Genomic DNA, 18,625 nt, shown 5'->3' on the forward strand with positions numbered 1-18,625 from the left:
CCATGGCTGCCTTGGCGCGTTCGAACACGGGGTATTTCGCACCCCGCTCGATTACACCGCCGATGTCGAAACCGTGGACCAGGAGGGCGTCTTTGGGATATCCGGAATGTGACGGGGCATAGTCGTCCTTGATCCGCTTGAGGGCGGCCAGGGAATCCATTCCCCCGGACAGGAAGATCCCCGCATGGCGTTTTTTTTCTTCATGCAGCGCCGTCCGGCAAAGCGGTGCATCGATGGTCAGCGGTTGAAACGTGCCATCGGTCCAGTGACGCATGAGGACCATGACCGTCTCCAGTCCCTCTTTGAGCCGGGGACAGATGGCGTCATCGAGAGCCAGCCGCCGCTCCCTGAAATAAAGGGCCGGAATGATGCAGCCCACGGCAAAGGCGTGGGGGTTGGCAAAAATCGATTCAGCGTATGCTGCTTCAGTTTCGATGAAGATTTCCTGTGCCGGTAGATCGTTGTCCTCGAAGGCCACTGAGGCCACGGCGCGGGTCAGGCCATCGTTTTTTCTCACATGCAGGTTGGAAAGTTTCATTTCAGCCGTTCCTGCGTTCTCGATTTTGGCGATGCCGATCGGCGGCAAAATGGATGATCCGGCCGGCGATGTCAAGGCCCGTGGCCGCCTCCAATCCCTTGAAGCCCGGTGCGTAATTTACCTCCACAATGAAGGGGCGATCATCCTTGTCCACGATTATGTCCACACCAGCCACATCGCATCCGACCACTGTCGCGGCGCCAACGGCGATGGGTTCCAGTTCGCGGGTAAGTGCTGCGGTCTCGATGTCGCTCCCCAGATGGAAGTTGGCGCGAAACTCGCCGCTTGACGGGATTAGCGACGCCGCACAGACCACTTCACCATCAATGACCAGTACACGCAAATCCCGGCGCTTGTCGACCGGCAGATAGCGCTGGACCATGAGCCCCCGGCGGCGATCCAAAGCGGGCAGGGCCCGTTGACGGGCATCGTTTGCATCCATGATCCGCAGTACCCCGTCTCCCTGACGCCCGCTCGTCTGCTTAGCCACCACCGGGTAGCCGCCCAATTGGTCAACGCCATGAAAAAAGCCCGATTCATCGTTGATGAAAACGGTGTCGGGGCAGGGCAGACCAGCGGCGGTCAGTGCCTGCTGGGTGAGAAATTTGTTGCGGGCGATGGAGACTGCCCCATGGTCGTTGACTAGTGGTACACCCATGAGCTGGAACTGCTGGATAAGGGCCAGGCAGGCATCGCCGATTTGCGCGCCCTGCCTCGGCAACACCACGTGCGGAAGGCTTGAAAGATGGGCGCCGGTGACTTCCAATCGCCCTGCTGCCGATATTGGCCACAGGCGATAGGGATGAATGAGAAAGCCCTGGTAGCCGAACTTTCGGGCCGCCTCCAACAGCCGGCGGTTGGGATGGTAGGCTGAATTTTGAATCGTGATGATGCCGATGCGAATATTCACTTGGGTATCCTCCTCTCATCGGTATCGATCATCCAATCCGGCATCCAGATGCCGACCGGCTTGCCGGCCTTTTCACTGAAATAGGTGGCCACCTTGCGCGTGCGGTTGCGCAAAGCGATGATCTTGGTGGCTGCGTTGTCCTCGGCGATGACCGAAAAGATCTTGCGGTCACCGGCCCGCTGGGTCAACCCTTCCAGAAGCCTGGTTCCGATGCCCAACCCCCGGTATTCGGGACGTACCGAGGTATAGCCCCGCTCGACGAATCCGGTGAGATTCAGCCCTGTCTGCCGTTGGACCGCCTCGATGTATTCGGGCCTGGGATTCTTGAGGCTTGAATTGCCGACGATGACGCCTTTTTCCTGCACATAGCCGATCAGATACGCCCGCTGCAGATTGAACCGGACATGGGTCGCCGCGACCGTGCCTCCGGCCGCAACCATGGCGCAGATCGCTTCCAGATATCCGTCGGGCAGCCGGTCCGGCGGGAGGAAGTGGTACCTCAGGGTGGCGCCGACGGTAAACAGGCGTTCCCCGTCGTCATCCACGCGCAGGCGGAGCATATGGTCTTTGGTCAGTCGGTCCACCAGCAAAAACCGGTCCACCGGGTCGTTCATCGTCTGCCACAGCGGTCGGCCGGGCAAGGGGTCAACCTGGCCGTAAGAAGCATTGGAATGACATTGCCGACCGCCGGGGTGGCTGATTTCCCAGGAGTGGATGATATTCGGCTGGCTGGCGACGGTCCTGCAGGCTTCCGATGAAGCCTCCGCACCATCGAGCATCAGATGGTTCCAGACGCCGGCCCGGGAGAATGCCTTGAAAAAACCAACATCCGGCAGCGGGCCCCTGACGCGCCATTGAATTTGAACGATACTGCCACCTTCAGCCGGGATTGTGAAATCCACGGCCATCTCTCTATCGATGGCTACGCAGAGGGACAGGCGCAACTTTGGCTTCCGTTCATTGAGTGCCACCACCAGCTCGTGGAACTGGGCCGGTGGCATCTCATTCAAGCTCATGCCATGCCGGGCATGGTAGCGCGCGGACAGCCACTCCAATCGTTCCAGAAAACGCCTGTCGCCTTTTTTTAAGGCTTCCAGGCGAACATCCCACCGGTGGGTTTCCATCGATGCCGTGCAAGCAAGCATCCTCGCCTGGGTCAGGGTCGACGGCGGTGTGGCGGACAACACCGCTGATGGTTGAATCAACAGAATCGAAAACGAGGATGCAGCGGTCATGGTTTTCAGGGAAGCAATCCTTGAGTGGTCATCTTCAGCCAGGGTGTTGAACCTGATATCCATCATCCGGCAGGCATCGACTACCTGGGTGCGATGGTCAGAACCATAGGGAATTTGCGCGGTGGTGTCAATTGCAAAGGGCCCAGAGGATCCTGGCCATAACGCCCCGCCGCCGAGGGTTGCTAATTGGTCCAAATTGAAGTAAATATAATCATCTTGTCATGAAGGTCGACAAAGGACTACCCTTGCCATGAAGATCGCTTACCTGATGGACCCGCTGGAAAGCATCCAGCCTGAAAACGAGACCACCAGCCACCTGATGTACGCATGCAATGAGCGGGGGCACGCGGTCTATTTTTTAGAACCTCACGATGTCTATATCCGCAGCGGACAGGTGGTGGCCCGCATGCGCAATATAACGGTCAAACCGGGCCTCGGCATGGCGGAATACTGGCAAGCGATCATCCGCTGTACCAAGCAGGACCATCTTATTTTCGAGGCCATTACCCAGCTGGATGCCCTGTTCCTGCGCAGCAACCCGCCGCTCAACTACCAGATCATGGAGTTTTTGCAGACCGTCAACAATCATGTCTTCATCCTCAACAGTACCACCGGCCAGATCCTGGGCAACAGCAAACTCTACATCCTCAACTTTCCGGAGATCATCCCCGAGACGCATGTGTCCAGGGATCCTTCACGTCTGCGCAAGATTATCGACGACTTCGGCGGGGCCATGGTGGTCAAGCCGTTGCAGCGCTTCGGGGGGGAGGGTGTGATCAAGGTCAGCACGCGGGACCGGATGAATCTCAACTCCCTGATTCACTATTACGTAAGGGCCTACGAGTCCTATGCCCGCCGCGAACCGATCATGGTGCAGGAGTACCTGAAAAGCGTCAAGCAGGACGGGGACATTCGGATTCTTCTGCTCAACGGCGAAATCATCGGGGCCATGCGCCGCAAGCCCAAAAAAGGGGACTTTCGCACCAATGTCCATGCCGGCGGCGAGGTGTTCGCCCACCGGGTGACGGCGCGGGAGAGAAGAATTTGCCAGGTTATCAAGGATAAACTGATCGCCGACGGACTCTATTTTGTGGGCATCGATATCATTGCCGGCAAACTGGTGGAAGTCAACTGTGTCAGCCCGGGTGGTATCCCGCGGATCAACCGGTTGAACAACGACCGTATCGAGTTAAAAGTTGTCGATTTTATAGAGAAAAAGGTCAACGCTATCAACCATCCGCATCGCCGGAAGCGGGCCTGAGCATGGGTGGCGTGAATCGGTGGCGCGGCCTGATCGTTTTTCTTTTCATGGCGGTCGCGGTATCTGCCTGTCATGAGAATGATAGCCCCCGGGCACTAAAAATCGGCCTGGCGGAAGAACCCCGCACCCTCAATGTCTGGCTGGCCAGCGACGCCAACTCCCGCAAGGTGCTTTCCCTGATCTATCAGCCCCTGTATGTGCATGATCCGGAAACCCTGGATCTGGTGCCCTGGCTGGCCGAATCCATGCCGGTATACGATGCCCAGGCTTTGTCTTATACCGTGACGCTCCGGGAAGCCCGATGGTCGGACGGTACTCCCTTTACATCGCGGGATGTAGCTTTCACCGGCAGCTTGATTCAATCCTTCAAGGTGCCCCGCTATGCGTCCAACTGGCGATTCATCGACCGCATCGACACGCCGGACGCCCGTACTTTGATTTTCTTCCTGAAACAGCCTATGGCGGCGTTTCTCTCCGGGACCCTGGCCACACCCATTGTCCAGGAAAAGGAGTGGTCGGGTATTTCCGAAAAAGCCAAGACCACCGAAAATCCTCTGACCGCGCTGATCAACCACCGGATGGCGCATCCCGTGGGCACCGGCCCCTTTACGCTGGTGCAGTGGCGGCAAGGGGCGTTTTTGCACCTGAAGAAAAACCCCCATTTTTTCGGCAAGGGTAAAATCATCAACGGCCGGACCCTGGGCCCGTTTGTCGACGATCTTGTTTACAGCGTATACGGCACGTCGGATGTGGCCATACTGGCCCTGAAAAAGGGCGACATCGACATGTTCTGGTGGCCCATCCAGCCTGGTTATATTTCCGATCTGAGCCGGCAGAAGAATATCCGCCTGTTCACCAACGAAAAAAGCGCGCTTTACTTCATGGGATTCAACCTGCGCAGGCCGCCTTTTAGTGATGCCGCCCTGCGACGGGCCGTGGCTTATGCGATCGACAAGGAGTTCATTGTTTCGCGGATCCTCCAGGGCCAGGGCACCAAGATGTTTTCGGTGGTGCCGGCCGAAAACCGCTTCTGGTGCTGCACCGACCTGCCGCGCTACGGGGACGGCACAAGCCGGGATGATCGACTGAAAGCCGCCTACCAGGTGCTCGTCGATGCGGGGTACAGCTGGGCGGTGCCGCCGGTGGATGCCGCCGGCAACCTTCAGCCGGCCAGGGAACTTCGACTACCCGGGGGACAACCCATGGGGCGGTTTACCATCCTGACGCCGCCGGCGGATTACGACCCTCACCGGGCCACCAGCGGATTGATGATCCAGGAGTGGCTCCGGGAACTGGGCCTGCCCGCCTACGCCCGGCCCATGGCCTTTTCCTCGATGCTGGATCAGATAAAGGGCAGCCACGACTTTGACGCCTTCATTCTGGGTTACGGGCGTCTGCGCCTGGATCCGGACTATGTGCGCAACCTGTTTCATTCGGACAATGACAAGCCCAGGGGCTGGAACATGAGCGGGTACCGCAATGACACCTTCGATGGGCTGGCCGACCGGTCTACATCAGAAATGGATCCCCTCAAACGGCAGGCGCTGGTGATGGAGATGCAGAGACTGATCGGCCGCGACCTGCCCTACATTCCCCTGTACAAACCCTCCGTGGTGGAGGCGGTGCGAACAGACCGCTTCGAGGGTTGGGTGGAGATGCTGGAAGGGATCGGCAACATCTGGTCCATGGTCCAGGTCAAACCGGTGAACAACGATGGGGCTTAAACGATTCATTTTCAGAAGACTGGTGGAGATCGCCGTGATCTTTTTCGTGATCATGACGGTACTCTTCATTCTGTTCCGATTGGCACCGGGAGACCCGGTGTCCCGGATGGTGGATCCCTCCATGACACCGGAAGACGCCCGTATGCTCATGGCGAGTATGGGGCTGGACCAGCCCGTTTGGACCCAATACATCTACTACCTGAAGAACGCGGCCACGGGTAACATGGGGGTGTCTTTCCACTATGGCGAACCGGTGAGCCATATCCTGATGGATCGGCTGCCCAACACCATTTTGTTATTTACCACCGCCATCATCATTTCGGCCCTGCTGGGTGTGTATCTGGGGAAAATCGCCGCCTGGAAACGCGGTGAGCGAAGCGACACGCTGATGACGATCGGGGCGCTTTTCTGCCATACCTTGTTTCTGCCATGGCTGGCCCTGATCATGATCTGGTTTTTCGCTTACTGGGTCGGCTGGTTCCCCATCACCGGGATGATCTCGCCGGACGTGTGGATCGATCCCGATGCCGGTTTCGTAGTCAAGGCCCTGGACGTGCTTCACCACATGGCCCTGCCGCTGATGACGCTGGTCCTGATCCATTTCGGCAGCTACCTGCTGGTGATGCGCAGCAGCATGCTCGACACGCTGAAAGACGATTATATCATCACCGCCCGGGCCAAAGGCTTGGATGAAAAAACCATCCGGGACCACCACGCGGCGCCCAATGCGGCGCTGCCCGTGGTGACCAGCGTGGGGTTAAGTCTGGCCTTTTCCATCAACGGCGGGGCCTTGACCGAAACGGTATTCACCTGGCCGGGCCTTGGGCGAGAACTGGTCTTTTCCGTCAGCCACGCCGACTACCCCCTGGCCCAGGCCGCCTTTCTGCTCATCGCCATCGTGGTGCTGCTGGCCAACCTGGTGGTTGACGTACTCTACGCCTACCTGGACCCGAGGATAAGGTACTGACATGTCGGAAAATAAGATCTCACCTCCGACGCCTGGAGACACGCCCGGCATCGCATCCGACAGGCACCGGTCCCACTGGCTGGAACGTTTTCTGGACGGGTGGTCGGTCTACCGAAAGAATACCATCGGTCGCATCGGGTTGTCCCTGCTTGGACTTTTCGCCCTCATGGCCGCGGCCAGCTTTATCCCGCAATGGGTAAGTCCCATCTACCACCCCATGACCGGTGTGGACCCCCTGATTTCCCATAGCACCGGCCCCAGCCTGCGACACTGGCTGGGTACCGATTACATTGGCCGGGATATTTTCAGCCAACTCTTGGCGGGCGCGCGTATCGCCTTCATGGTGGGCATTTCGTCGGCGTTGATCAGCATCCTGTTCGGCACCTCCATCGGCATGGTGGCCGGCTACGCCGGCCGGCGCACGGACCTGATCCTCATGCGACTGGCGGATATGATCATGGTCATGCCCACCCTGCTGGTCGTGCTGATATTGTCGGCCCTGTTCGGCCAGCTGAACATCTGGGTCATCGTGTTGATGATCGCCCTGTTCCGTTGGCCTGGTGTTGCGCGGGTGATCCGGTCACAGACCCTGAGCCTGCGGCACCGTCCCTTCATCGAGGCGGCACGGGTGTCCGGCGCCTCCCATCTGCGCATTATTTTCAGACACATCCTGCCCAACGTGATGCCTCTGGCCCTGCTTTATATGACGTTTCGGGTCACGTCGGCCATCATCATCGAGGCGGCCCTGGCCTTCCTGGGCTTCGGTGATCCGGGAACGGTCAGCTGGGGGATGATGCTCCAGTGGGTGTGGAAGACGGGGCACATGTTTCAAGCTCCTTACTGGCTGCTGCCGCCAGGCATTTGCATTTCACTGATCACCATGGCCTTTTACATGACCGGCCGGGCCATGGACGACGTACTTGACCCGCGCCTGCGCAAAGAGGAGACTCAAGCGTGACCACAGCCTTGCTGGAAGTTGACAACCTGAGCATCGGCTACCGTACCGCCGCCGGCATCAATCTGGCGGTGGACGGCGTATCCTTCCAGGTGGAGCGGGGCGGTTCCCTGGGGCTGGTGGGTGAATCCGGGTGCGGAAAAACAACCATCGGTATGGGGTTGATGAGGCTGTTGGCGTCGAATGCAAGGATTGTTTCCGGGCAGGCCCGTTTTGAAGGTGAAGACCTGATCACCGTCAGCGAAAAGCGGATGCGCCAGATTCGGTGGCGTCGGATCTCCATGATTTTCCAGGCGGCCATGAATGCGTTGAATCCCGTGCATCGGGTAGAGGACCAGATTGCCGAAGCCATCATTACCCATGAGCCAGAATTGTCTCGACATGCCGTCGCACACCGGTCTAAAGCCCTGTTCGACCTGGTAAATATCCCCGAGAGCAGGCTTCGGGATTATCCCCACCAGTTTTCCGGCGGGATGCGTCAGCGCGTGATCATTGCCATGGCGCTGGCATGCAATCCGTCGCTGATAATTGCCGACGAACCCACCACCGCTCTTGACGTCATTGTCCAGAATCAGATTCTGGATGCCATCGGTACGTTTCAAAAAGAGATGAATATTGGCATGATCTTTATTTCCCATGACCTGGCCGTGGTGGCGGATGTGTGTACCCACATCGGCGTCATGCATGCTGGCAGTATGGTGGAGTATGGCCTTCGGCAGGAGGTGTTGGACTGTCCGGGGCACCCTTACACGCGGATGCTGGTGGGTTCCCTGCTCACTCTCTCAGATGAGCCGGCAGACCTTGCCGGTCTGGTCTGCCCCGCACCCAATGGACCCGCTATATCCGGTGGATGTCCGGTTCAAACCGTTTGTCCGAATGCGACCGCCGCCTGTCGGCGTGGACAGGCCGATTGGGTGGCGCTGTCGAGGACCCATCGGGTGCGCTGCCAACATGCCGGGGAGCCATTTTGATATGAAAACGCCCGCCAGTTCCCCGATCCTGTCAATGACCGACGTGACCAAGATCTATCGGTCGGGCGATTCTTTGTTTGGCGTCTCCGGGAGCCGTGTCGTCGCCTTGGACCGTATCTCGCTGGAAATCAATGCCGGCGAGATTTTCGGTCTTGTCGGGGAGAGCGGGAGCGGAAAAACCACGGCCAGCCGACTGATCGTGGGACTTGAAACTCCCGATGACGGCCGGATCCGGTTCGAGGGAAAGAACATCGTGGGCCTTAAAGGGCGTGCAAGGCGGGAGTTTGCCCGGCAGGTCCAGGTGATTTTCCAAGACCCCTACCAAAGCCTCAACGCCCACTTCTCCATTTTCGATACCGTGTGTGAGCCGCTGATTATCCATGGCATCGGAGATCGATCATCGCGCCGGACCCGGGTCTGTGAGGCGCTCGAGACTGCCGAATTGACCCCACCGGAAGTCTATCTGAACCGGTATCCACATCAACTTTCCGGGGGGCAGCGCCAGCGGGTGGCCATCGCTCGGGCCATGGTTTTGAAACCCCGGTTCCTGATTGCCGACGAGCCGACATCCATGCTGGATGCCTCCATCTCCTTTCAGATTTTCCGGCTGCTGTACCGCCTGAGGGAAACGTTTGGCGTCACCATGCTGTTTATCACCCACAGCCTGGCGGCGGCCCGCAACCTATGCGACCGGGTAGGGGTGATTTTCCAGGGGCGGCTGGTTGAACTGGGTACGGCCCGGGAGACCATCATGCACCCGCGACATCCGTATACCAAAGCGCTGTTGGACGCCCATCCCCGTTTCGGTGGCAGCAACCATCACGGGTTCGATACCCTGCTTGACATCGAACGCCCCCGACCGAAAACCGACCACTGTCTGTTCTACCCCCGCTGCCGCATGGCCGTGGAAAATACTTGCAATTTGCAGGCCCCCAAACTGAAAAACCTGGACGCCGGCCACCGTGTTGCCTGTTTCCTTTTTTAACAGCTACCTTTCGTTGCCGGAATCGGTTTCAAGACTTATCTTTCAAGATACGCCAATCGGTTTCATTATTGCCCGGACGGCCAGAACTGATATCCGGTAACCTGCCCATGAATACGGAATTGTCGACCCAACAAACTGAAAAGCCATTGAAAGACAAGGGGATACGAGAGATCCTGCTGGCTGGTGTATTCTGGCGGATTCTGGTTATCGAGATGATTCTGCTGGTTTGGTCCGTGGTTTACAAGATGGCCTCCGAGGGTGCCAGCGGTGTGGACCTGATGTGGTACGCGTTGCGCATCATTTTGCTGGTGGTCGTCATTATCATGTTCATGATGATCTCCCTTCGCCGTTTTCTGGAAAGGAGAATTATCCGGCCCATGGAGGCCATCGCCGAGGGAAATCGACGGCTGGATGTGGCCCATCCCGAGGTGGACAACGTGCCCCTGGAAGATGACGTGGCCGTCGAAATACGGGAGATTGTTTCCACCCGGGCCAAGATGCTGGAGGCGATACTGAACGTCTCCAATCAACGACTTCAGCTGGTCACTTTTATCAAGGACACCTTCGGTCGCTATCTGAGCCGCAAAATCGTTGACGAGATACTTGAGTCTCCTGAAGGGCGAAGGATCGGTGGTCGTCGGCAGACGGTGACCGTGCTCATGTCCGACCTACGGGGCTTTTCCGATCTGTCCGATTCCAGAGACCCGGAAGAGATGGTCCGGATTCTCAACCGCTATCTGGAGGCCATGACCCAGGTCATCCAGGAGTACGACGGCGTGATCGACGAATTCATCGGCGATGCGATCCTCACCGTGTTCGGGATCCCCGAAGAAAGAGCCGACGACCCGGCCCGCGCCGTGGCTTGCGCGCTTGCCATGCAGCAGACCTTGGCCGACTTGAACCGGGATTTGGTGGCCGACGGCCTACCCCCCCTGGAGATGGGGATCGGGATCAATACCGGACCGGTGGTGGTGGGCAACCTGGGTTCCGAAGCCAGAACCAAATATGGCATTGTCGGCGCGGTGGTCAATGTCGCATCCCGCATCGAATCCAACACCGTCGGCGGGCAGGTGCTGCTGGGCGAGGCCACCTACACAAAGGTCGATGCGCAGCTGGCAGCAGAGCCGCCCATGACCGTCATGATGAAGGGCTTCAAGCGACCCCTGGTCTGCTACCCGGTGACCGCCATCGGTCCCCCCTATGATATTCGCTTCAACCTGAAAACCCCCGATCCGCTGGTCGAGATCTGTCTGCCGCTGCAATTGTGGCGTCTGGACGGTAAAAAAGTGGTTGCCGGCCCCATTGCGGGTGAAACCCGCAAACTCAATGAAACCACCTTTGTGGTGAATTTCACGGAGCTGCTCTTACCGTTGACAAATGTGAAGCTCTTATTTACGTTCTGCCAGGATGCCCATTGCTTTTCAGACATCTACGCCAAGGTCATCGATGTTGACCATGCCAGTCAGCCGCCGGCCTACCGGTTGCAGGTTACCTACATGGACCAGGAGGACAGGGCGCTGCTGAACCGTTGGATCCGGGCCGCCTGACCCCACTGAATGAAGGCCCGTATGTAAACCCCTTTTCAAATAGAGGTCTGACCTCATGATGGATGCCTGACGTCCCAACCTGATCGCCACGACCATTATACGGCGATCGCACCATGATCAGGTGAGAGGAAAAAAACCATGATAATTCGGCTCCTGCTGATTCTCGTCTCATTGTTTGTCTTTGACCCGGCAACGGCGGTTTTTGCCCAGGAGAAGAAAATGGTCAATTCCCTGGGCATGGCGTTTGTTTTGATCCCCGCCGGCACCTTTACCATGGGTAGCCCCATCGACGAAGTGCACCGAGGAGCCTCCGAGGTACAGCATCCGGTCACCATCTCCCGACCATTTTATATGCAGACCACCGAAGTGACCGTCGATCAATGGCGCGCCGTCATGGGACGACGCTTTTTTGCCAGGAAGAAGGGCGCCGGAGATATGCCGGTGGTCAAGGTGTCCTGGCATGACTGCAAGAAATTTATCCGCAAACTCAAATTGATGACCGGTGACGATTATGCGTTGCCCACCGAGGCCCAGTGGGAGTACGCCGCCCGGGCGGGCGGCGAGACGGCTTATTTCTGGGGCGGTCAGATCGATTGTACCCGGGCCATGTTCGCCAACAACACCAAGAAGTACAACGCTTGCGTTCTCGCTAACCGGTCTTCGGGCCTTGACCCCGATGGTCCGGCACCGGTGAAGCGCTATCCCCCCAATGCGTGGGGGCTTTTTGACATGCACGGCAATGTCTGGGAGTGGTGCGAGGATCTCTATGCGCGCTACGATGTCGTCTCGGTGGTCGATCCCTGCGAAACCGAATCGGGCAAAGACCGGGTCCGTCGCGGCGGCAGTTGGTTCGGCCCCGGCTATTCGTGCCGAAGCGCCAACCGGGCCTTTGGCCATCCCATGAGCCGGCTGCAGAACACCGGCTTCCGACTGGTCATGGTATTGCCTGACCGGCAGAACGAGACTTTTCAACCCCAATAACCGATCTGCGTCATGGTCAGCCGTTCGACCCGCAGCATCCGCTGCCGGCTTCAACGGACGTGTATAAGACGTTGCCTCCTGAAAGGGAAAATCCACCTTGGCAATCCATAAAAAAATAGGCCACTGGTTCAATGTTCACGAGGATGAGCTCGGCCTGTTTGTGTGGACCGTTTTGCTGCTTTTCCTCGTGCGCAGTTCCGGGATTTTCCTGAACAATTATGCCGAAACCGCTTTTCTCAAGCGCTACGGCGTCGAGTACATGCCCGTCGTGAACATGGTCAACGCGGTGGTGACCTTCTTTGTCATGGGCGTCATGACCGGGTTTATGACCCGCTTGCCCGGCGCCCGACTGCTGGCCCGGCTTTTCGTTTTCTGCGGGCTGTCCGTGGCGTGTATCCGGGCGATCATCCCCTTCGGGATCGATCTGGTTTACCCTGCGTTGTTCATGCTTAAATCCCAGTACGAGGTCCTGCTGGCGCTTCTGTTCTGGAACCTGGCCAACGACCTGTTCAACACGCGCCAGTCCAAGCGGCTCTTCCCCCTGATCACCGCCGGCGGGGTCATCGGTCAGATCCTGGGCAGTTTTGCCACACCCCTGGTGGCCCGTTGGCTGCATATGGACAACCTGCTGCTGGTATACATGGTCACCGCCCTTGCCGGTGCCTGGGCTGTTCAGGCCATGGGAAAGCGGTATCCCACCTTGCTGTTCCAGCAGAAAAAAGAAGGTGGAAAAAAGAGCCGCAATTCTATGATCGAGGAAATCAAGACGGTGCTGCCGCTGATGAAATCGTCGGTATTGGTGAAGATCCTGGTGGTGCTCACCTTCATGCCCAACGTCGTGATCCCCATCATGAACTATCAGTTCAATTTTGCCGTCAATGAGCAATTTGCCACCGAAACGGGCCTCATCGAATTTTTTGGGTATTTCAGGGGTGTGCTCAACATCATCAGCCTGGTGATTCTGCTATTCGTGGGGAAGCTCTATGACCGATTCGGGTTGCCGGTGGCCCTGATGTTCCACCCTTTCAACTACCTGGTGGTGTTCATTGCCTTCCTCTTGCGCTTCGATGCCGTTTCGGCCATGTATGCCCGCATGTCCGCCAACATCATCCGCACCACGATCAACATCCCGGCCATTGCGGTGGTGACGGGGCTGTTCCCGGAGTCCTATCGTGCCATGATCCGGCCTTTTCTCAGGGGCACCATCGTCCGCATCGGCCTTTTTCTCGGATCCGGACTGATCCTGCTCTCCGACACCCTGTTCCACCCGCGCTACCTCTCCCTGGTGGCCCTGCCTTTTGTCGTTGCCTGGGTGATCGCCCCCTTTGTCCTCAAGCGCCGATATGCCGGCATCCTTTTAGATTTGGTTTCAGACAACAGAGTTGATTTTCGTTCCCTCAACACCAGTGAACTGGGCCAGGTGTTCCGGGACAAGAAAATCCAGGAAAACCTCGTCAGGCGCTTTCAGGGTTCATCCGGAGAAAATCGCCTGTGGTATGGCCAACTGCTCAGGTCCATCGCTTATGGCGGGCTAGACGCGCTCTTGTTAACGGCGCTGCGGGAAGAACAGGATATCCAGACCCGTATGGGACTGATCGAACTGCTTTCGGATGGGTCGGGCCCGGTTGCTGTCGACACCTTCGCCGAGTTGATCGAGCAGGGGACACCTGAACTGGCCGTGGCGCTGATCGATGCCGGCCATCGCCTTTCCGCTGAGATCTTTGCCCCCTTTAACCGGCGCATATACGAAATGCCGCTTCCCCTTGACGTTAAGGCCCACGCCGTGGGTTCCCTGTATACCGTGGCTCCGGACCAATTTGGCCCGGTTATCGGTGGGTGGCTGACGTCTGAGGAACCCGACAGCCTTCGTGCCGGCATTATCGCTACCGGGGTTTGCCGGGATATTCGTTTTGCGCAGCGCCTGAAGGCGCTTTTATCGACGTCCGACGATGCCACCTTGCTTTTGGTTCTGGAGAGTCTTCGGACCATCGACATGGAGGGCCTGAATCCCCTGGTGGTGATGCGCCTGTGGGACCCGGATCCACGCATGCGGCGCGCCGTGCTCCAGGTTTACCAGATCGAAGATGAGGGCGCCTTGAAGAACGTGATTCCGTTGTTGGGGGATGAATCCGAAGCAATTGCCGAGCTTGCCCGCGAGAAGATCCGGAATGCCGACTACCAGAACAGCCTGCGGCTGGTAAAATCGCTTTCCCTGCCGCAGAAAAAAGTGAGAGAGTCCCTGTTCGGTCTGCTATCCGAGATGGCCATCAAGGATCTGGACGTGTTCCGGTTTGTCCAGCTTCAGGCCCAAACCTGCTATCAGCTGACGGCTCAAGCCAAAAGTGTCAGGCGGTTTTCCGATGGGGCCCTGCCGGAATTGCTGGCCGTTCACCTGGATGAGCGGGTTTGGTTTACCTTGCAGACGACGCTGCGGGTGTTGGCCGCTCAAGATCAATCGGGGCGGATGCAAAAGATCGCCAAAAGTATCTTCTCAGCGGACAAACGCCAGCGATCCAACAGCCTGGAAGCGATGGATGACATCCTGGATAAAAGTCTGGTTCGTTTGCTGACACCCCTGCTGGACGACCTGGATGTCTCTGCACGTATCGCTGCGGGGCAACGGCTTTTTCCCAACGAATTGCAGGTGTCTTCCGACTGGGCGCTGTTTGACGGCTTGCTGAGCAGTCAAAACTGGGTTACGCTGGTATTGGCATTGACCATGATTCGGCAACAATCGGTCACACCTGAAGATCCCGCCCGAATTCAGGCGCTTGTTCAACACGAAAACATGCACGTATCCCTTGCGGCCACGAAACTACTTGAAAAAAATGGATTCCCTATCAGGGCAGGAGGCAGTAATGGAAGCAGCGACAGCGATTCCCTTGACGGATAAAATTCTGCACCTCAAAAATATCGAAATATTTGCCGACCTGTCCGTCAACGAGCTGGCAGCCGTGGCTTCGGTTACCGAGGAGGCAGCCTTTGACGAGATGGAAATGGTCTTCCAGGAGGGAGAGGTCGGCGACACGCTTTTTTTGATCCTGGAGGGAGAAGTTGCGGTGATCAAGGACTGCAATGCGGAACGGGAATTCGAGTTGGACAGCATCGGGCCCGGTGACTACTTCGGGGAGATGGCCCTCTTCGGCGATGATCGCCGCTCGGCAACCATTCGGGTAAAGAAGAAGGCTCGATTTCTGACCTTGAACAAACAGGAGCTTCAGGAAATCGTTCGCGAGTATCCCCAGATCGCTCTGCATGTCTGCCGGGTTCTCAGTATGAGAATTCGACGCCTGCATGGCAAAATTTCAACCCAAAGCTGCTGAACTACGCGGCCCAAAGATCCTATCATCGATCGTCTGTGCCATTTCACCCACGCGGTTGCATTTTCACGCGGCCACTCGGCCGACGGATATGCCGCAGATTGACTTTGTTCATGCAGATTGTTACATCTCTGGTCTGATAGACAGGAGTTCAATTTGATACGATCGATCAACATGAAGCCAAAGCCGCTTTTCAGACATCCGAAGATTGTCATTTCGCCATGTGGTTTTGGCCACGGAATATTTGCGACAACGTTCATCCCTGCAGACACGACGCTTGAAGAGTGCCCTTATCTCCGAATCAAAGCCGGCGAATGCGCCGCCTCCCTCGATGATTACGTCTTCAATCTGGAATCATCGGAAGAAAATGGTGATTCCGATTATTATTCCCTGGTGCTTGGATGGGGAAGCCTTTTCAACCACTCTTACGACCACAATACCGAATACTGGCACGATACCGACCGGGATCTGATTGTGTTTCACACGATCAAAGCGGTAGATGCCGGCAGGCAGCTTTTCGTCAATTACGGAAAAGAATGGTGGGAATCAAGGGAATTGGCTCCCGAATAAAAGGACCGCCCGATGAGTCAAAACAAAGCGATCGATGTGGACATCGACGGGCATGTGGCCTGGCTGAATCTATGTCGTCCCGAACGGCACAACGCCATGGGCATGGCGTTTTTTAAGGAAGTGGTCGGACTATTCCGGCGTCTTGACGAGGACCCGACCGTCAGGGCTGTCGTCATCCGTGCCGAGGGTAAACACTTTACCGCGGGTCTTGATCTCATGGAGGCCAGGGCCATGTTGGTCGGCAAAGGTGCCGACGACCGGGAGCAACTGAGGAAAGCCATCCTGGAACTCCAAGAGAGCAACAACGCCATCGAGCGATGCAGGAAACCGGTTATTGCCGCGGTTCATGGTCACTGCATCGGCGGCGGTGTGGACCTGCTGTCCGCCTGTGACATCCGGCTGGCTTCGGCCGATGCGCTGTTCAGCATTCGGGAAACGCGGCTGGCCATCATCGCCGACCTGGGAACCCTGCAGCGGCTGCCTCATATCATCGGCCAGGGATGGTTCAGGGAACTGGCGCTGACCGGCCGAGACTTCGCCGCCGCTGAGGCCCTTCGGATGGGGTTTGTCACCCGGGTATGCGAGAACCGGGAGGCGCTGATCCTGGCCGCCGGTGATCTGGCCAAAGCCATTGCCGGTATGTCGCCGCTCACCGTTCAAGGCGTCAAAGAAGTGATTAACTTCAGCCGGGACAACGGTGTCTATGCCGGGTTGTCCTACGTGGCCCAGAAAAATGCCGCGGCCCTGCCCTCCGAGGATTTGATGGAAGCCGTCACCGCATTCATGGAAAAACGAGAGCCGGTATTCCACGGGAAATGATGCTGTCGCTTTTTCCGCCAGGTGTGGTGAATGACCCATCCGGCCTTTGGATTGAGCATAAAGTGGGCTGTAATGAGCCCCAAAAAAAAAGCCACCCAGTGATGCTGAGTGGCTTGATTGCGTTGATTCTGGTCGGGGCGAGAGGATTTGAACCTCCGACCCCTTGAACCCCATTCAAGTGCGCTACCAGTCTGCGCTACGCCCCGACGAGAAAGCAGACATTTAGCACCATCATCCACCGGTGTCAAGGAGGCAAAGACAAAAAAGTGACCCCACAGAACCAGTTTGAGCCGGTGTTGCCGCCGGCCCTCAAACCCGGCGACACCCTTGGCATCGTCGCCCCGGCCAGCCCATTTGATCGAGAATCGTTCGACGCCGGCCGGCGGGTCCTGGAATCCATGGATTTCAATCTTGTCATTCCTGAACCCATATTCGATCAAGACGGCTACCTGGCCGGGTCGGATCAGCAACGGGCGGACCTGTTGAACCAGCTGTTTGCCGACCCCGACATTGACGGCATTATTTGCGCCCGCGGGGGATACGGAGCCATGCGCCTTCTCCCGTTGCTGGACGCGGATGCCATTGCCCGCCACCCCAAGGTGTTTGTCGGGTTCAGCGACATCACGGTACTGCTGGACTTTCTGGTGCAGCGTTGCCGTATGGTCGCATTTCACGGGCCGACGGTCACGACCTTGGGCAAGGCGGATCCGTCGGCCCGGGATCGTTTTCGGTTGGCGCTGTCGAGTCCCGAGCCGCTGTCGATTGCTGCCGCCTCGAGCCGGGTGATTCAATCCGGCATCGCCGAGGGGCGGTTTTTTTGCGGCAACCTGACCTTGTTTTGCCACTTGACGGGAACCCCGTTTCAGCCGGATTTCAGCGGTGGGATTTTATTGATCGAAGATCGGGGGGAGGCCCCATACCGTATTGATCGCATGCTGACCCAGATGAGAATGGCCGGCAGCTTCGACGGCCTTGCCGGCCTGGCGTTGGGGGCCTTTAGCGACTGCGGATCAGTCGACGCAATCCACCGCATCGTTGCCGACCGGCTGAGCGGGCTGGATCTTCCCATCCTGGCTGGATTTGAGGTGGGCCACGAAACGGTCAACATGACCCTGCCTGTGGGCTTGCCCGTTCAGTTGGACACGTATTCCGGAACGCTGACGTTTGCGGGATCCGCCGTCCAGCAATGGTAGCCAGCGATGAAATGTCATTCCATAGACGATTTGATGCAGCAGGGCCTTCAAGAGCATGTTTTTCCCGGAGCGGTGCTCTTGGTGGGAAAGGGCGATACCCAACTCTTTTTCGAGGCCTATGGCAAGGCTGACCTTTTCTCGGACCAACCCATGACCCGGGATACCGTGTTTGACCTGGCCTCACTGACCAAACCGTTGGCCACCACCCTGGCTGTGGCCAGACTGGTTGATCAGGCCCGGATCAGTTTGGACCAACCCGTGGGAAGGTGGCTGCCCGCATTGACCGGCAGCGACAAGGCGGCGATTACGGCCCGGCAACTGCTTTGCCATCAAGGCGGTTTTCCCGCCCACCACCTCTTCTATATGAGGTTGAAATCCCTTTTGCCGTCAACGCGCAAGGCCGCGGTCCTCGATCTGCTCAAGCACACACCATTGTCCTACCGTCCGGGGGAGAGGACCCTTTACAGCGATTTGGGTTTCATGCTGCTTTGCCGGCTGGTGGAAGCGGTGGCCGGTTGTCCATTGAATGAATTTCTCAAAGCTGAGATCTATGACCCCATGGGACTGACCGATCTGTTTTTCGTGGACCTCACCCACGGGCATCGGCCCCGCAGGACCTTTGCCGCCACCGAACTTTGCCCGGTGCGAC

Annotated in this window: 17 protein-coding genes and 1 tRNA gene; 14 read left to right on the forward strand and 4 right to left on the reverse strand. The window is 57.7% G+C overall.

What is annotated here, in order from left to right:
• From ABYV26_RS06130 to ABYV26_RS06140, 3 genes are all read right to left on the reverse strand, one after another.
• Window positions 1–538 (reverse strand): hypothetical protein (locus ABYV26_RS06130; RefSeq protein ID WP_372679167.1); only part of this gene is annotated, 538 nt, incomplete at its 3' end.
• 1 nt (window position 539) lies between these two features.
• Entirely contained in the window at window positions 540–1,448 is a 909-nt protein-coding gene (locus ABYV26_RS06135) for a RimK family alpha-L-glutamate ligase (RefSeq protein ID WP_372679168.1), read from the reverse strand.
• Window positions 1,445–2,749, reverse strand: coding sequence for a GNAT family N-acetyltransferase (locus tag ABYV26_RS06140; RefSeq protein WP_372679170.1), 1,305 nt, complete (start codon window positions 2,747–2,749; stop codon window positions 1,445–1,447). Before ABYV26_RS06140 ends, ABYV26_RS06135 begins: the two co-directional genes overlap by 4 nt.
• Window positions 2,750–2,933: 184 nt before the next feature.
• Here ABYV26_RS06140 and ABYV26_RS06145 point away from each other — a divergent pair, with 184 nt between their 5' ends.
• From ABYV26_RS06145 to ABYV26_RS06200, 12 genes are all read left to right on the forward strand, one after another.
• Window positions 2,934–3,944 carry a glutathione synthase gene (locus ABYV26_RS06145; RefSeq protein WP_372679172.1) on the forward strand — a complete coding sequence of 337 codons (1,011 nt, stop codon included), beginning with the start codon at window positions 2,934–2,936 and terminating at the stop codon, window positions 3,942–3,944.
• A 2-nt stretch (window positions 3,945–3,946) separates the two neighbouring features.
• The gene (locus tag ABYV26_RS06150; RefSeq protein WP_372679174.1) at window positions 3,947–5,668 is read left to right on the forward strand and encodes an ABC transporter substrate-binding protein; all 1,722 of its coding nucleotides are present in this window, start codon (window positions 3,947–3,949) and stop codon (window positions 5,666–5,668) included.
• On the forward strand, window positions 5,658–6,635 hold the full coding sequence (locus ABYV26_RS06155) for an ABC transporter permease (protein ID WP_372679176.1): 978 nt from the start codon (window positions 5,658–5,660) through the stop codon (window positions 6,633–6,635). Before ABYV26_RS06150 ends, ABYV26_RS06155 begins: the two co-directional genes overlap by 11 nt.
• Window position 6,636: 1 nt before the next feature.
• Window positions 6,637–7,593: an ABC transporter permease gene (locus ABYV26_RS06160; RefSeq protein WP_372679178.1), complete on the forward strand. Its 957-nt coding sequence runs from the start codon at window positions 6,637–6,639 to the stop codon at window positions 7,591–7,593.
• Window positions 7,590–8,561, forward strand: coding sequence for an ABC transporter ATP-binding protein (locus tag ABYV26_RS06165; protein WP_372679180.1), 972 nt, complete (start codon window positions 7,590–7,592; stop codon window positions 8,559–8,561). Before ABYV26_RS06160 ends, ABYV26_RS06165 begins: the two co-directional genes overlap by 4 nt.
• 1 nt (window position 8,562) lies before the next feature.
• Entirely contained in the window at window positions 8,563–9,546 is a 984-nt protein-coding gene (locus tag ABYV26_RS06170; protein WP_372679181.1) for an ABC transporter ATP-binding protein, read from the forward strand.
• Window positions 9,547–9,653: 107 nt separating this feature from the next.
• Entirely contained in the window at window positions 9,654–11,093 is a 1,440-nt protein-coding gene (locus ABYV26_RS06175; protein ID WP_372679183.1) for an adenylate/guanylate cyclase domain-containing protein, read from the forward strand.
• 138 nt (window positions 11,094–11,231) lie between these two features.
• On the forward strand, window positions 11,232–12,074 hold the full coding sequence (locus ABYV26_RS06180; protein WP_372679184.1) for a formylglycine-generating enzyme family protein: 843 nt from the start codon (window positions 11,232–11,234) through the stop codon (window positions 12,072–12,074).
• A 97-nt stretch (window positions 12,075–12,171) separates the two neighbouring features.
• Window positions 12,172–14,967, forward strand: a complete 2,796-nt coding sequence (locus tag ABYV26_RS06185) for an Npt1/Npt2 family nucleotide transporter (RefSeq protein ID WP_372679186.1) — start codon at window positions 12,172–12,174, stop codon at window positions 14,965–14,967.
• Complete coding sequence (locus tag ABYV26_RS06190; RefSeq protein WP_372679188.1) at window positions 14,933–15,397, forward strand: cyclic nucleotide-binding domain-containing protein; 465 nt, start codon at window positions 14,933–14,935, stop codon at window positions 15,395–15,397. Before ABYV26_RS06185 ends, ABYV26_RS06190 begins: the two co-directional genes overlap by 35 nt.
• A 153-nt stretch (window positions 15,398–15,550) precedes the next feature.
• Complete coding sequence (locus tag ABYV26_RS06195) at window positions 15,551–15,964, forward strand: SET domain-containing protein-lysine N-methyltransferase (RefSeq protein WP_372679189.1); 414 nt, start codon at window positions 15,551–15,553, stop codon at window positions 15,962–15,964.
• Window positions 15,965–15,976: 12 nt separating this feature from the next.
• A complete protein-coding gene (locus tag ABYV26_RS06200) occupies window positions 15,977–16,783 on the forward strand; it encodes a crotonase/enoyl-CoA hydratase family protein (RefSeq protein ID WP_372679191.1) in 807 nt (268 codons plus the stop codon).
• Window positions 16,784–16,912: 129 nt separating this feature from the next.
• On the opposite strand, the gene ABYV26_RS06205 is transcribed toward ABYV26_RS06200, so the two are convergent.
• Window positions 16,913–16,989 (reverse strand) — tRNA-Pro (locus tag ABYV26_RS06205).
• 60 nt (window positions 16,990–17,049) lie between these two features.
• On the opposite strand from ABYV26_RS06205, the gene ABYV26_RS06210 reads away from it, so the two are divergent.
• Window positions 17,050–17,976 (forward strand): LD-carboxypeptidase, encoded by a 927-nt coding sequence (locus ABYV26_RS06210; RefSeq protein WP_372679193.1) that lies wholly within the window; start codon window positions 17,050–17,052, stop codon window positions 17,974–17,976.
• 6 nt (window positions 17,977–17,982) lie between these two features.
• On the forward strand, window positions 17,983–18,625 hold a 643-nt coding region (locus ABYV26_RS06215; RefSeq protein ID WP_372679195.1), incomplete at its 3' end, for a serine hydrolase domain-containing protein.

The sequence above is a fragment of the Desulfosarcina sp. genome, from assembly GCF_041551955.1.
In the GTDB taxonomy this organism is placed as follows: domain Bacteria; phylum Desulfobacterota; class Desulfobacteria; order Desulfobacterales; family Desulfosarcinaceae; genus Desulfosarcina.

Coding starts and splice junctions, on each gene's coding strand:
- ABYV26_RS06180 (WP_372679184.1), top strand. CDS start 11,232: ATGATAATTCGGCTCCTGCTGATTCTCGTCTCATTGTTTGTCTTTGAC.
- ABYV26_RS06175 (WP_372679183.1), top strand. CDS start 9,654: ATGAATACGGAATTGTCGACCCAACAAACTGAAAAGCCATTGAAAGAC.
- ABYV26_RS06140 (WP_372679170.1), bottom strand. CDS start 2,749: ATGATGGATATCAGGTTCAACACCCTGGCTGAAGATGACCACTCAAGG.
- ABYV26_RS06190 (WP_372679188.1), top strand. CDS start 14,933: ATGGAAGCAGCGACAGCGATTCCCTTGACGGATAAAATTCTGCACCTC.
- ABYV26_RS06200 (WP_372679191.1), top strand. CDS start 15,977: ATGAGTCAAAACAAAGCGATCGATGTGGACATCGACGGGCATGTGGCC.
- ABYV26_RS06150 (WP_372679174.1), top strand. CDS start 3,947: ATGGGTGGCGTGAATCGGTGGCGCGGCCTGATCGTTTTTCTTTTCATG.
- ABYV26_RS06170 (WP_372679181.1), top strand. CDS start 8,563: ATGAAAACGCCCGCCAGTTCCCCGATCCTGTCAATGACCGACGTGACC.
- ABYV26_RS06160 (WP_372679178.1), top strand. CDS start 6,637: ATGTCGGAAAATAAGATCTCACCTCCGACGCCTGGAGACACGCCCGGC.
- ABYV26_RS06155 (WP_372679176.1), top strand. CDS start 5,658: ATGGGGCTTAAACGATTCATTTTCAGAAGACTGGTGGAGATCGCCGTG.
- ABYV26_RS06145 (WP_372679172.1), top strand. CDS start 2,934: ATGAAGATCGCTTACCTGATGGACCCGCTGGAAAGCATCCAGCCTGAA.